The sequence below is a fragment of the Paenibacillus sp. GYB003 genome (assembly GCF_036577625.1).
In the GTDB taxonomy this organism is placed as follows: Bacteria; Bacillota; Bacilli; order Paenibacillales; family NBRC-103111; genus Paenibacillus_AB.
On record NZ_JARBDC010000015.1, the window covers coordinates 16,358 to 31,156 of the forward strand.

The window sequence follows — 14,799 nt, forward strand, 5'->3', positions numbered from 1 at the left end:
ATGGCGCAGCATTCCGCCCATACCGGCAGCCACGGCGGCCACGGGGGTCACTCGGATTCGTCCCAAAGCCACGAAGCGCACGGCTCGTTCAAGTCTTACCTCATCGGCTTTTTGCTGTCGATCGTTCTGACGATCATTCCGCTCGTCGTCGTGCTGAACGGGTGGATGACCGGTACCGGAGCGATGGTCGTCATGCTCGGCTCGGCCGTTCTGCAGTTCGTCGTGCAGCTCGTGTTCTTCATGCATTTGCGGGAGGAGAAAAAACCGCGCTGGAACTTGATGGCGCTCATTCTCGGCCTGCTCATCCTGCTGACGATCGTCATCGGCTCGATCTGGATTATGACCTACAATCAGGTTGCGCATTAAGTGGAACAATTATAGATTTGCGGCAAAAGGAACACCCCGCGACAGCCAAATTGCTGTTGCGGGGTGTTTTCGTTAGTTGCGATAAGCTTTCTATTAATCGATCAGGCTCGTATGCTGCAGCAATCTTCTCATCAACGCGGCCGTTTCCGCGCGCGTCATGTTGTCTTGCGGGTTCAACAGCATTCCGCTGCCGCCTTCGACGATGCCGGCCGCAACCATCCGGGCGACTACTTCTTTCGCCCAGGACGAGATTTCCGCCGTGTCGCCGTAAGGGGCGAGCGCCGCGTCGATTTGCGCCTGAGACATCGGCTGCTGCTGCGGGTTAACCAGGTTGTACGCGCGGCCGATCATGGCGATGCCTTGCTCTCTCGTAATTTCTTGACCGCCGCGGAACAAGCCGTCTTCGTAGCCGAGCACGATGCCGAAGTCGCTGGCGATCTTGACTGCGTCATGATACCAGGCCGCTCTCGAAACGTCGCCGAACGAGCTGGCCGGAACGTTTTGCTGCAGCAAGCCCATGCCTGCCGCAACGATCGCAGCGAACTCGGAACGGTTCACGTTGCGATCCGGCGAGAACGTATTGTTGCCGGTGCCTTGCAAATCGAGTCTTGCGGCGATATCGTTAACTGCGTCTTTCGCCCAATGGCTTCTCACGTCGTCGAAATCTTGCGGATTCCAGATCACCGAGTACGTGCCGCTGCTCCGCAAATCGTTGATCATTGCGAAGTAACGATTGTCGATTTTCGTTACGACGGTCGGCACGTGGAAAATCGTACCGTCCGGATTGACGATAACGCCGGTCGTAATGCGATTCGGATCGACTCCTTCGGGAAGAGCGATATATCTTGGCGCATATCCGTTCAGAAGATCCGGTTCGACCGTTTGTCCCTTATGGGTGAACGACAGGTTCAGCTCGACTGCGTCGACCAGAAGCTCGTAGCCTTGCGCCGCCGCCGCTTTCTTGGCGCTGTCGGTCAGCGCTTGAGGCGCGCGCTGAATGTCTACGTTAACCTCGATATCGGCGAGTGCCGGGTTGTTGTACTGCCGCGCAATTTGGTTCAGGTCGAGATGGCCGCCCGGAACCGGGTAAATCGCCAGCAAGTTGCCGACCTCCAGCGTCGAGCCGTTATCGGTCAATTGCTTCACTTTGTCTGCCGTCAAGCCTTTCAAGGAAACGTCGTTTTGATTCGGAACTTGAACGGACAGTTTTTCGTTTTTGTTCTTCAACAGCTCGTCGAGACGGGCCGGATCGATTTGCGCCACAGTTCCCGAGCCGCTTTCCTTAGCGGTTGCGAACGGAGCGGTGCTTCCGTTTTTCGTGCCAAGGTCGGTGCCTGCAGGTGCCGGTGCAGGCGCTGCTCCGCCGCCTCCGACATTCGACGTGGAAGAACGTTTCGTTACGGTAACTTTGTATTCGCGAACTTCGCCGAAGCGATCCGTTACTTTTACGACGAATGTATTCAATCCAACATAAAGTGCAGTGGCGGAAGTTTTATCTCCGTTTTTGATCGGCGTAAATGCGCCGCCATTAACGCTGAATTCAATTTTTGCCGCCGGATCGATCGTTACTGGCGTCCAGGCCAGTTCAGATAAACCGTAAGGAACGGTCATTGTATAATTCGGAGAATTCGTATCGAACGCCGTCTCCAGACTGTAAGCGGAAGGCGTCAGCGAAACGAGTTTGTTCGTTGCGCGTATAACGGTTACGACGTATTGATCCAGCAAAGCCGGAGGAACGTCGTTGCTGTATACGCTGGTTACAACGGTGTTGATTCCTTCTACGAGCGGCAGGTTGTCCCAACCGCCGTTAGCGTTATCGATTTCAACGCCGTTCAAATTCACTTTAATGGTCGTATTGCCGCTGTTCAACGCTTGCGGCGCGATTTTGATCTTGTCCGTAGCGTTCGGGACAACAGCTTCGTAGCCGCTGTTTACGTCGGTATGGAACACAGGCACCAAATTAAGCGGACCGTTAGCGTCGGACAAACCAAGATCGCCGACCTTCCCGCTCAGTACAGGAAGCTGCCCTGCAGTGATATTGCCGAGCTTGTTATTCGGGTTTCCGGCTTGGGCCACATTGCCGTTGCTTGCCGCATAAGCGAGCTGCTGTCCATCCTTGTAAGGCTCTTCCAATTGTACGATGACTTCGTCGCCGTTTACGCCGACAAGTGTGACCGGCTTTCCGCCAACCGTCAGTCCGGCAAGATTCAACGGCTCGCTTGCGACGTTTTTGTTAAACTTAAGCTTCAATTGCGAAGTTTCCGGATACATGGTCGATACATGGATCAGTTTCAACGGCACAACGTTATTCACCGGTGTAATACCGGACTGATCGTTCTCATTGATCGGCACCAGCTTAACGGACGGATCGGCCGCAAGCTCCACGTTGCTCGGCGAATTGTCGTCATAGACGACCGTCAAGCTTCCTGCGCCGACCGGCTGTTCCAGCTTGGCAATGACAACATTGTTTTGAACCGTTGCTCCGATAACCTTTTGCCCGTTGATCTTCATTCCGGTCAAATCAATGGTCGTGCCGACCGGCAGGTTGAAAGTAAGCTTGGCCGTATCGGGCGTGCTTTCATCTACTTCGACTTTTACGAGTTCCAACGTTTGCAGCTTGACATTAACCTTATATTCGCGAACTTCGCCTTTGCGATCAGTTACTTTTACGATAAAGCTGTTAAGACCGACATTGAGTGCAAAATTGCCGGTTTTATTGCCGCTTGCAACCGAAGTGAAGGCTCCGCCGTTAACGCTCACTTCAATGGTCGCTTGAGGGTCGAGCGCAACTGGAGTCCAGGCCAGTTCGTTTTGACTAAATGGAACGGACATCGAGTAAACGAGCGTATTCGTATCAAACGCCGTCTCCAGACTGTAAGCGGAAGGCGTCAGCGAAACGAGTTTGTTCGTTGCGCGTATAACGGTTACGACGTATTGATCCAGCAAAGCCGGAGGAACGTCGTTGCTGTATACGCTGGTTACAACGGTGTTGATTCCTTCTACGAGCGGCAGGTTGTCCCAACCGCCGTTAGCGTTATCGATTTCAACGCCGTTCAAATTCACTTTAATGGTCGTATTGCCGCTGTTCAACGCTTGCGGCGCGATTTTGATCTTGTCCGTAGCGTTCGGGACAACAGCTTCGTAGCCGCTGTTTACGTCGGTATGGAACACAGGCACCAAATTAAGCGGACCGTTAGCGTCGGACAAACCAAGATCGCCGACCTTCCCGCTCAGTACAGGAAGCTGCCCTGCAGTGATATTGCCGAGCTTGTTATTCGGGTTTCCGGCTTGGGCCACATTGCCGTTGCTTGCCGCATAGGCGAGCTGCTGTCCATCCTTGTAAGGCTCTTCCAATTGTACGATGACTTCGTCGCCGTTTACGCCGACAAGTGTGACCGGCTTTCCGCCAACCGTCAGTCCGGCAAGATTCAACGGCTCGCTTGCGACGTTTTTGTTAAACTTAAGCTTCAATTGCGAAGTTTCCGGATACATGGTCGATACATGGATCAGTTTCAACGGCACAACGTTATTCACCGGTGTAATACCGGACTGATCGTTCTCATTGATCGGCACCAGCTTAACGGACGGATCGGCCGCAAGCTCCACGTTGCTCGGCGAATTGTCGTCATAGACGACCGTCAAGCTTCCTGCGCCGACCGGCTGTTCCAGCTTGGCAATGACAACATTGTTTTGAACCGTTGCTCCGATAACCTTTTGCCCGTTGATCTTCATTCCGGTCAAATCAATGGTCGTGCCGACCGGCAGGTTGAAAGTAAGCTTGGCCGTATCGGGCGTGCTTTCATCTACTTCGACTTTTACGAGTTCCAACGTTTGCAGCTTGACGGTAACCGTACCCGTAGCCGTTTGCCCGATGTTGTCGCGTGCCGTAATCGTTATCGGTCTGTCCTTATTGACCAGCGGATTCGGGAAAGGACTGACCGAATACTGAACCAGGCGCGCTACAGCTTGCGCTACATTGTCATTCACAGTTCTGCTTGCTATACGGACGTTATCGATATAGAGCGATGCTCCGACCTGTTTACCACCCGTACGATCAAACGAACCAGCAACAAAGCGGAATTGATACGTTCCATCTGCCGGGATGACACCGGCAGCGGTAGTCCAAGGCTGATCTTTGCCGCGTCCGTACAGTATTTCCGTATGTTCGTTTGTGGCTGTATTTACTAAAAAGCCGTAAATCTCATAATCATCCCCGCCATTTGCCGCTTTCCAATCGAAGGCAAGCGAATCGCCACCCTGCGCTGCGAATGGTTCACTAATGGCTTCTGGACCAAAAATGGTACCGTAAGAGATTGGATTTTTATCGCCTGTTACCCCATCACTGACAGTTCCCGTAAAGGCCAATCGTAGAGATTTGATGCCATTGGTGTTGTCGATACCTGTACTGGTGAATGAGGGAGTACCTTTTGGTGATCTTTCCACTCCTTCATAACCCCATGCATCATGGTATTTTTTTCTCTCAGAATCGTAGATTGTGGGGTTATAGTTAAAGTCTGTCGTAAACGAGTAAGGTAAATCGTTCTGTTGTGTTACAGGGTTATACACCGCACCTGATACAGTGTAAGGAGGACCCGAAGTGGTAATGGAAACGACCTTGCCTTGCGTTTTACTAGCATAAGTACCCAAAGTAACTGTATTATTATGAATCGTCCATTTATCGATGATGATACCGCTACCCTGATCGAAATTCCCATTTGGAATCGGAATGGAATAATCGAAATCAATCTGTAATTCATTTCCGTTTTGCCCGTTAAGGGATGCATTAACCGAGCCGATCTTATTTGCGACTGATCCGTCGCCGAGGTAAATATCCGTTCCGACTACCGAAACGGCGCCCGGGGCAGTCTCGGCATGAGCCGAAGTTTTTAAGGATAACGTTTCGTTTGCCGTTGCGTTGTCCAGCTTGAAATTGATGCTACCGACACCAAAGCCATTGCCTCCGTTAATAACGAGATCCGGCGATACCGGAACCGGTGCGCTGCCATGCGTAAAGGTCACAGTTGGCGACGATACGGAAATTGCCGGAGCTGCCGACGCGATCCCCGAGAAAGCGGAGAACAGCATGGCCGCTGAGGCGAGCACCGTTGTGCCGAATTTAAAACGCTTCACTTTGCCTTCTCCCCAATTCCACATAAAATGGGCCGCTTGCGCATAGCGCCGCGACGTCTTTCTAGACTTGCCGTCGTATGTACTTCGTTTTGCCTATTCGAGAACTCTGCCTGGTCGGATGGACCTAAGGAAAACCGACTAGTCGATTCTCGTCATCACCCCTCCTTTTTTCGACAAAATTTTCCATCGCCCCGAAGCAATTGCTTGTCCCCGCACGTGAAACAGCAGAGAGCTACTGCGCTTCTGCTGCAAGGCAACGTATCCTACCGAAGGAGTATACAAAAATAATCTGTACAAAATCTGAACAAAATCTGAAAAAAGAACCGGGAGACAATTTGCCGAATATTGTCGACCAAATTTGGGGGATAATGGAATAAAAAGCGACAGACAAACCGCATACATTTTGGTTTAAGGAAAGGGATACTGAACCTCTCATTTTTGCCAAAAACGGGATCCGTCTCGGTCGATGCGGGATGGAACGAATCGTAGTATGCTTATCGGCGGAAAAACGATCGTTTTTCCAGGCTAACGAATCCGGAAATCGCTATCCAGCCGAAAAGGGGAGAAATCGATCCGATTTGCCGGCAATAGCGTTACTGGAGTCCGCAAGCAAATTCAACCCCTCGCATTCAGCTCCGATAACGATTGCTCGGTTCGTTAGCCGATGTCCGAAATCCGGAAGAAACGATGGGAGTGAAATCAGCTCACAGGAGGTCAAGGGGAAATGGGGCACGGGGGACGAACTGGAAAACCTCCAGTTATCTCGATCTCCTATAGGCGTCGTTTCGAATAACCGGGAAAAACATCCCCACGACGGCGCAGAAGCATCGGACCGGCCGGCAGAAGCTTGCCGCCGCCAAGCAACAAAGCTCCGGCTAAAATGGCGCCATATCGGCGATAGGCACGGCATGGACGAACGGATCGGGACGTTTTCCCGTTGTTTTTTCCCGTTGGTTTGCCCGGAAACGGGAAACGGCCGAAAATAGCGGGAACATTTCCAGTTCGTTTCCCGCTCCGTTGCCGTTTCGGCGCGCAAAAAGGTTCGGATTGCGCATAAAAGAACCGTCCGGCGTAATACCGGACGGTTTTTCATAACCAAGCGTCATTTCCTATGCCGTAGGCTCCCGCCTACTCGATCTTCAACCCCAAACTGCTGTCCCCGATCGTGACGTACTCCATGCCGTCCGCCTTGCCGAAGCGCACGTCCGCCACGATGACGTTGTCGCGCAGCACATGGTCGAACCGGTCGATGGCCGCTTTCAGCGGACCGTCCGCGTCGAGCGTCAGGTTGACGCGCTTCTCGACGGGCAGGTCGAGCTTTTTGCGGTAGTCCTGGATCGCGCGGACGACTTCGCGAACGACGCCTTCCTGCTCGAGCTCTTCGGTAATCGTCGTGTTCAGGGCGACCGTGATCCGGTTGCCGGACGCCGAAGCGAAGCCCGCTTTCGCCTGCTTCTCGACGAGCAGCTCGTCGATCGGAATGTGCAGCGATTCGCCGTCCGCCGTCATGTCGAGGAAGCCGTCGTCCACGACCCGCTTCGTCTCGGCCGCCGGCATCTGCTTCAGGTGCGCCTGAATCGGGCCGACGAATTTGCCGTATTTTTTGCCCGCCACTTTCAAATTCAGCTTGAGGGTGAAATCGACGAAGCCGCCGTCGCCTTGCTCCACGCGAATGTGCTTGACGTTGACCTCGTCCTTGATGATCGATTCGAACCGGGCCAGGTCGAACTCGCGGTCGAGCGACACGATCAGCTCGGAAAGCGGCTGGCGCGTCTTGATCGCCGCGTCGTTGCGGATGGTGCGCGCCAGTTCGACGATTTGCCGGGCGGTCTCCATCTCTTTCTCCAGCTGCGCGTCGATCTTCGCTTCGTCCGCCTTCGGATAATCGGCGAGATGAACGCTGCCCGCTCCGCCCAAGTTGCCGTACAAGTCCTCGGCGATCAGCGGCGCGTACGGCGCGATCATGAGCGCCAGCGTCTGCAGCACTTCGCCGAGCGTCTGGTAGGCGGACACTTTGTCCGCGGTCATCGCTCCGCCCCAGAACCGGTCGCGCGAGCGGCGGATGTACCAGTTGCTCATCTCTTCGACGAACGATTCGATCTGCTTCGCCGGATTGAGGAAATCGTACTGCTCGAGCCCTTTCTCCACCTGACGCAGCGTCGAGTGCAGGCGGGACAAAATCCAGCGGTCCAGCTCGTTGTCGGAAACGCGCGGCGCATGCTCCTCCGGCTTGTAGCCGTCGATGTTCGCGTACAGCGCGTAAAACGCGTGCGCGTTGTGGATCGTGTCGATCACCTTCGACTTCGCTTCGGACACGATCTGCTTCGAAAACCGTTTGCTGTTCCACGGCGCGCTGTCGGCCAGCAGCGACCAGCGGAACGCGTCGGTGCCGAACTGTTCGATAATGTCCCACGGATCGATGACGTTGCCCTTGCTCTTGGACATTTTCTGCCCCTGCTCGTCGAGCACGTGGCCGGTCGATACGACCGCCTTGTATGGCGACCGGCCGTTATACAGCGTCGAAACGGCCAGCAGGCTGAAAAACCAGCCGCGCGTCTGGTCGATCCCTTCGCAAATGATGTCCGCCGGATATTGCTCGCGGAACGTCTTCTCGCAGCCGAACGGATGATGGTATTGGGCGAACGGCATCGAGCCGCTGTCGAACCAGACGTCGATCACTTCCGACGTCCGTTCCATCGTGCCGCCGCACGAGCAGCGCAGCTTCACGCCGTCGACGTACGGCTTGTGCAGCTCGAGGTTCGGATCGAGCGGCTGAATCGACTTCGCCTGCAGCTCCTCGCGGCTGCCCGGCGCGTATTCCGAACCGCAATCGCCGCAAATCCATACGTTGAGCGGCGTCCCCCAATACCGGTTGCGGCTGATGTTCCAGTCGACGAGCTCCTCGAGGAATTTGCCGAACCGTCCTTCGCGAAGATGGGACGGATACCAGTCGATGTTGTTGTTGTTGTCGATGAGCTGCTGCTTGACCGCGGTCGTCCGGATAAACCAGCTTTCCATCGCGTAGTAGAGCAGCGGCGATTTGCAGCGCCAGCAGAACGGATAGCTGTGCTCGTACCGTTCCTTGGCGTGCAGCAGGCCGCGCTCGGACAAGCTTTTGACGATATCGACGTCGCAATCTTTGACGAACCGGCCGGCGAACTCGGTCACCTGGTCGGTATATTTGCCGGCCAGGTCGACGACGCTGACGAAATCGATGCCGTGCTGGCGGGTCGTCTTGTAGTCGTCTTCGCCGTGCGCCGGAGCCATATGCACGATGCCGGTACCGCTCGTATCGCTGACGAAATCGGCCGCGACGACGATATGGCCTTTGCCGGTCGGCTTCACGTAGCCGAACGGAGGATGGTACGAAGCGCCGGCGAATTCCGCGCCTTTATGGACGGACAACGTTTCGTAGCCTTCCTTCAGCACTTTGTCCGCCAAACTTTTCGCCACGATGAGCACTTCGCCGTCCTGCTTCGCCTTGATGTAATCGATGTCCGGTCCGACCGCCAGCGCGATGTTGGCCGGCAGCGTCCACGGCGTCGTCGTCCAGGCGAGGAACGATTCGTCGGCGGTTTTGCTTCGGAACTTGACGGTGGCGCTCAAATCTTTGACGTCCTCGTAGCCCTGCGCGACTTCGTGCGAGCTGAGCGTCGTTTGGCAGCAAGGGCAATACGGACTGACGCGATGCCCTTTGTACAGCAGCCCTTTTTTGTGAATGTCGGACAAAATATGCCAGACGCTCTCGATGTAATCGTTCGTCAGCGTCACGTACGGATCGTCCATGTCGGTCCAGTAGGCGATCGCTTCCGTCAGCTCGCGCCATTGCCGCTCATATTCGAACACGCTCGCCTTGCACGCCTCGACGAATTCGGCGACGCCGTATTTCTCGATTTCCTGCTTGCCGGAAATGCCGAGCTGCTTCTCGACGCCCAGCTCGACCGGCAGGCCGTGCGTATCCCAGCCGGCTTTGCGCACGACGCGGTAGCCGGACATCGTTTTGTAACGGCAGATGAAGTCTTTGATGACGCGACCGAGCACGTGGCCGATATGCGGCTTGCCGTTGGCGGTCGGCGGGCCTTCGTAGAAGACGAAGTTCGGCCTGCCTTCGCGGTTTTCGATCGACCGGCGGAACGTGTCCTGTTCCTTCCATTGCCCGAGGACGCGCAGCTCGCGGGCTCTCGGCTTTTCTTTGACGTCTACTTTTCTCACCTTGGATTCAACCTTTCTTTGATATGAATAAACAAAAAAATCCCGCCCCGTAAGGGACGAGATTAGCTCTCGCGATACCACCCTTGTTCCGCCGGCGCATCCGAATCGACGGAATTGCCGCGGCACCTCAGTCACGTACAACCATACGCGCCCCTTGTAACGGCGGGAGCCCGGGACGGCTTACTGGCAAACTTCGGCCATCCTTCTCGGAGATGATTTCCGTCTGCTTCTCGAACATCGGCTTTCAGCGCGCGGCCGACTCTCTGGGGATCAAGCAGGCTGACGTACTTGTTCTCGTCAACGAATGTAAACGACGTATTGAATTTACATCCATTTATACACCAACCGCGAGCGAAAGTCAATGTTCGCGTCGCCCGGGCCGCGCCCAAAGAAGCCGAGCCCTAATTCCCGGACTTCACGGCGACAGTGCCGAGCGCGTACCGGCCGTCGCTCCGTTTCCCGTCATTGGCGAATTCGATCCCGGGCTTGCCGGTCTGCGGGTCCAAAACGGCCGCAAGCACGGTGTACGTTCCGGCGGGCAGCTGCTTCGGCAGCGGAAGCGGGTAAGACACTTGATGCTCCCCGGGAAGCCATTCGCGAATATCGACGGTCGTCCGGACGGACGTCGCGACCGAACCGTCCGCGCTAGCAAGCGAAAGCTCCAGCGGCCATTCGAAGTAGAAGGGGGCTGCCCCCCGGTTCGTGATCCGCATCGAGACGTCCAGGCTTTTGCCGGCGACGGCCGTCTTCGGATGCGTCTCCTCGTTGATGACGAAGCGATAGCCGATCGTCTTCAAAAATCGGTCGATATTCGGCTGCAAAGCCCGATTCGTCTCCTTGTACGGAGCGCTCGGTCCCATCCAGGTGACGTGCGTGAGCGCGGCTTGCCGCAGCGTTTCCTCGATATTGTGATCGTCGAAGTAATTCGCGCCCGTGGCGAATTCGCCGCCGCTCGGGGCCTTCGTCCAAAAGTCCGGCATGGCCGGCTCCGGTTCCCCCGTCAGCCACGACGTATAGCCTTCGGTATACCATTTCAGAAACCCTTCGATCGTCGATTTTCGTTTTCCGAACGCGTCGTTAAACAGTCCCATGCCGTTGACGCGGGCGATTTCATGGGGACGTCTCATGAGCAGATGCTTGTCCGGAAACGAGCGGACGTAATGGTTCGCGTATTGATCCGTAATGTCCCGTTTCGGAAAAGGAATGTAATGCCGTTCGTCGTCGCTCGTATGCCATTCTCCCCAATGGCCGACGCTGCCGAGCTGAATGTACGCGATTAGCGGATCGTCGTTGAACCGCTTCCCGAGGGCGGCCAGCAGCCGCTCGTGATTTTCGATGAGTGCCGGATGGCCGTAGTCCGGGCTGAAGCCTTTGCCGTAATCGCCGTCGTACCAGGTCCCTTTGCGGTCGATTTCCTCGTAAAGCCAATCGGGGATATCCATGTGCGTTTCCTCGCGGGGATAATCGAGAATGACCCGAAGGACGAGGTGGACGCCGCGGCTTCTCCATAAAGATACGTTAAATTTTTGTTCAAAATTGTCGAAGGCGTAGGAGCCTTTCTTCGGCTCGATTTCCCGCCACGTCAAATTGACGTGGGCGAGTCGAAACGGCTGCTTGGCGTCGGTGTATTTGGCGTCGACCGCGAAGCCCATGAACGGGTTGGCCAGCACCTGGTCCGTTTCGGCCGGCATGTAGGAGACGCGGCTGTTTTTGGCGTCGGCCAGCAGGTCGTAGGCGAATCGGCCGGATAAAGCGGCGGCTGCGAGGACCGCAAAGAAAAGAAGGCTGCGATAAATGCGTTGTCGGTTCATAATCGTTGTCCTTTCGGTTTCTGAAAACGTTCGAAGGCGTGTTGTCGACCATTATATCTCGGTATCGCGTTAAATTCCAGAGAGCGTTTTCGATAAAATACGAGTTATTTTGTTCAGTTTTTGTATAGACGACTGTCTTACGATATCGAAAGCATCCGGGTACGGACCAGTTCAGATTATCGGGAAAGGCGAGGAAAGCCATGCGAGTTTTAGTCACAGGCGGCTACGGATTTATAGGTTCGTTCGTGGCCGAGCGATTTTATAAAGAAGGCTACGAGGTTTCCATCATCGACAGCCTGGCGACCGGCAGCAAGCGAAACATCGGGTTCAAACACAAAAGCTACACGCATAACGTGGAGGACCGCAAGTGCGAAGAAATTTTTCGCAGCTCCCGGTTCGACGTCGTCGTTCATTTGGCCGCTCAGGTCAGTGTGGGCACCTCGGTCGACGATCCGCGGCTCGACACGAAGTCGAACGTTCTGGGATTATCGAACATTTTGTCGCTGTCGCAAAAGTACGGCGTCAAAAAGCTCATATTCGCTTCATCGGCGGCGGTTTACGGTCAGAACGACCGGATGCCTCTCTCGGAGGAAGAGCAATGCGAGCCGATTTCGCCGTACGGGCTGAACAAATGGATCGGGGAAACGTACTGTCGGAAATGGCAGGAAATATACGGGCTGGAGACGATCTGCTTCCGGTTCTCCAACGTGTACGGGCCGCGGCAAGGAAACGGGGGAGAAGGCGGGGTCGTTTCGATTTTCACCGAAAGAGCTCTTTCGGCGAAGGAATTGACCGTTTACGGGGACGGCGGCCAGACCCGCGATTTCATCTATGTGGAGGATGTGGCCGACGCCATCTACCGCGCTTCGTACTCGAGCTTGACCGGCGTGTACAACTTGTCCAGCAATACCGAGACGAGCGTGAACGATCTGGTCGATACGCTGCAATCGATTCGCGGGGATTTGTCCGTAACGTATAAGGACAGCCGCCCCGGGGACATTTACCGGTCGAGGCTCGACAACGCGAAAATAAGAAAAGACCTCGATTGGGCGCCGAAATATTCGTTCCAGGAAGGGCTTCGCAAAACGTACGATTGGTTCGCCGCAAACCGTTCGCCGGAGGCGGGAACGAATCCGAAACCGAAGCCGTTCGCGTCGTCCGCGTTCGGGAAGTGGGCCCAAACGGCGAAGCCGTACGCCGAAAACGCGCTGGCGTTCGGGCTGACCGCGTGGATTACGCTGTCGCTTCGGGATACGATGTACGATCTGGTCGATTTCCGGCTCATTTATATCATTTTGCTCGGCATCATATACGGGAATCGGCAGTCGATCATCGCGGTCGCGCTATCCGTTTCGCTGTTCGTCTACGAGCAGCTGGCATACGGGCGCGAGCTCATTTCGCTGCTGCAGGATCCCGACTTTTATTTTTACACCGCCGTTTATTTGTTCATCGGCCTCGTCGTGGGCTATGCGATCGATCTCAAAAACGCGGCGGTTCAAGCGATCAAGTCGGAGAAGGAAACGCTGGAAGAAAAATACGCCTTTTTGACCGGCGTCTACAACGATACGCGCGAAGTCAAAGAGCAGCTACAGCATCAAGTGATGAACAGCGCCGACAGCTTCGGCAAAATTCACGCCGTCACGAAGGAATTGGAAAGTTTGGAGCCGGAAAAAATTTTCGCCTCGACCGTGGGCGTTCTCGAATCGGTGATGCGGGCGGACGTCGTCTCGATTTACAGCGTCAACAAATACAAAACGTATTTGCGCCTCGTGTCCCGGTCGGACGCCGCAGGCGCCGATACGGCCAAGTCGATTAAAGTGGAGGACGTGCCGTACGTCCGCCAGGTCGTTCTCGAGCAAAAGCTGTTTGTGAATAAAGAGCTTCAGGGCGACGCGCCGCTTATGGCCGCGCCGGTGATGAGCAACGGCGAAGTGGTGGCCGTCATCGCGCTGAGCGGCATGAAGTTCGAGCATTTTACGCTGTACCATCAAAACGTGTTCAAAATTACGGTCGATCTGATTTCCTCCGCCTTTTCCAGAGCGCTGGCGTTCGTGGAGGCGACGGTCAACCAAAGGTATATCGAAGGGACGCCGGTGTTGAAGCCGGAAGTGTTCGGAAGCATACTCGAGGCCAAAAAAAGCGCGAAATCGCATCACGGAATCGACTATGCGCTGCTTGCGGTAGACGTCGGCCCCTTCGCTTCGCGGGAGCTTCCGGCCCGGATCGCGCGTTTGCTTCGCGAAACCGATTATATCGGCATCGGCGAGGACGGGCGACTCATGGTGCTGCTCAGCAATTCCGACGCGGAAGACGCGTCCCGCGTTCTGGAACGGTTTCAGGAGAACGGCATTTCGGTGCGCATGGCGGAAGAGGATGTTCAATATGTTTGAGTGGCTGTATTTGGTATACGTACTTATAACCGGCGTCGTTTTGGCCGTGTTTTGGCGGAAAGACCGGCGGGAGTGGGGGATACGCTTCGCGTTCGCGTCCGCCCTCCCGGTGATCGGATTTGCGCTTCCGCTCTTTTGGCCGAAAGGCATGATCGGGCGAAACGGCACGGAAGCGGCCGAATCGGAGCAGTTCGACTTGTTCGACTTCGAGCTGGAGAAAGAAAGCAGACTGCTGCCGAAGCCGAACGCCGAGAAAGAAATGAATATCGTGCCTTTGGAGGAAGCGCTGCTGGTCAACGATTATTCCACAAGGCGAAAGATGATCATCGATTTGCTGAAGCAGGATTCCTTGTCCTACATGGGGATCATTCAAAACGCGGTCAGCAACGACGATACGGAAACGTCCCATTACGCCGTCAGCGCCATCATGGAAGTCAAGCGCAAGCTTACGCTGAAGCTTCAGGAGCTGTCGGTCCGATACGAGAACGACAAGGACGATCCATACCTGCTTCGCGCGTACGCGGACGTTCTCGCCGCCTATATGGGCAGCGGCTTTCTGGACGACAGGACGATCGTCAAGCACAAGCGCACGTATACGGCTTTGCTGGCGCGGCTGCTCGAGCTGTCGCCGGAAGAGGAGAAGGCGTACGCCGACAAAATTCGCGCCGATCTGGAGCTCGGCGAATATTTGGAGGCGGAGCGAACCGCCCGATCGTTTTTGCAGCGATTCCCGAACCGCGAGGACGCGTACATGCTGATGATGGAAGTCTATTTCACGGCAGGCTCCTACGAGAAGCTGAGGCGTACGCTGGAGGCGCTGAAAAAGTCGCCGGTGCGTTTGTCGAGCGAGTCGCTCACAACCGTCAGATTTTGGTCGGAAGGGGCTTAGC

At 55.4% G+C, this 14,799-nt stretch carries 6 protein-coding genes and 1 other annotated feature; of the genes, 3 read left to right on the top strand and 3 right to left on the bottom strand.

The genetic code is table 11. The features are described 5' to 3' along the window. Complete coding sequence (gene cyoD, locus PV407_RS08545; protein WP_332089496.1) at positions 1–366, top strand: cytochrome o ubiquinol oxidase subunit IV; 366 nt, start codon at positions 1–3, stop codon at positions 364–366. A 93-nt stretch (positions 367–459) separates the two neighbouring features. Here the strand turns inward: cyoD and PV407_RS08550 are convergent, their stop codons facing one another. The 3 genes from PV407_RS08550 to PV407_RS08560 all read right to left on the bottom strand — a co-directional run bounded on the left by PV407_RS08550 (position 460) and on the right by PV407_RS08560 (position 11,519). After that, the gene (locus PV407_RS08550; protein WP_332089497.1) at positions 460–5,496 is read right to left on the bottom strand and encodes a cadherin-like beta sandwich domain-containing protein; all 5,037 of its coding nucleotides are present in this window, start codon (positions 5,494–5,496) and stop codon (positions 460–462) included. 1,128 nt (positions 5,497–6,624) lie between these two features. Continuing rightward, positions 6,625–9,708 (bottom strand): isoleucine--tRNA ligase, encoded by a 3,084-nt coding sequence (ileS, locus tag PV407_RS08555; protein ID WP_332089498.1) that lies wholly within the window; start codon positions 9,706–9,708, stop codon positions 6,625–6,627. A gap of 49 nt (positions 9,709–9,757) precedes the next feature. Beyond that, positions 9,758–10,018: a binding site (T-box leader), on the bottom strand. Positions 10,019–10,109: 91 nt separating this feature from the next. Then, entirely contained in the window at positions 10,110–11,519 is a 1,410-nt protein-coding gene (locus tag PV407_RS08560) for a DUF4832 domain-containing protein (RefSeq protein WP_332089499.1), read from the bottom strand. A 200-nt stretch (positions 11,520–11,719) separates the two neighbouring features. Between PV407_RS08560 and PV407_RS08565 the strand changes: the two genes are divergently transcribed. Together PV407_RS08565 and PV407_RS08570 are read left to right on the top strand one after the other, a co-directional pair. Continuing rightward, a complete protein-coding gene (locus PV407_RS08565; RefSeq protein ID WP_332089500.1) occupies positions 11,720–13,909 on the top strand; it encodes an NAD-dependent epimerase/dehydratase family protein in 2,190 nt (729 codons plus the stop codon). Next, positions 13,902–14,798 (top strand): tetratricopeptide repeat protein, encoded by an 897-nt coding sequence (locus tag PV407_RS08570; protein ID WP_332089501.1) that lies wholly within the window; start codon positions 13,902–13,904, stop codon positions 14,796–14,798. Before PV407_RS08565 ends, PV407_RS08570 begins: the two co-directional genes overlap by 8 nt. Position 14,799 lies beyond the last annotated feature (1 nt).

Bases quoted from the DNA above. Each gene is read 5' to 3' on its own strand.
- PV407_RS08570 (WP_332089501.1), top strand. From the start codon at position 13,902: ATGTTTGAGTGGCTGTATTTGGTATACGTACTTATAACCGGCGTCGTT.
- PV407_RS08565 (WP_332089500.1), top strand. From the start codon at position 11,720: ATGCGAGTTTTAGTCACAGGCGGCTACGGATTTATAGGTTCGTTCGTG.
- PV407_RS08560 (WP_332089499.1), bottom strand. From the start codon at position 11,519: ATGAACCGACAACGCATTTATCGCAGCCTTCTTTTCTTTGCGGTCCTC.
- cyoD (WP_332089496.1), top strand. From the start codon at position 1: ATGGCGCAGCATTCCGCCCATACCGGCAGCCACGGCGGCCACGGGGGT.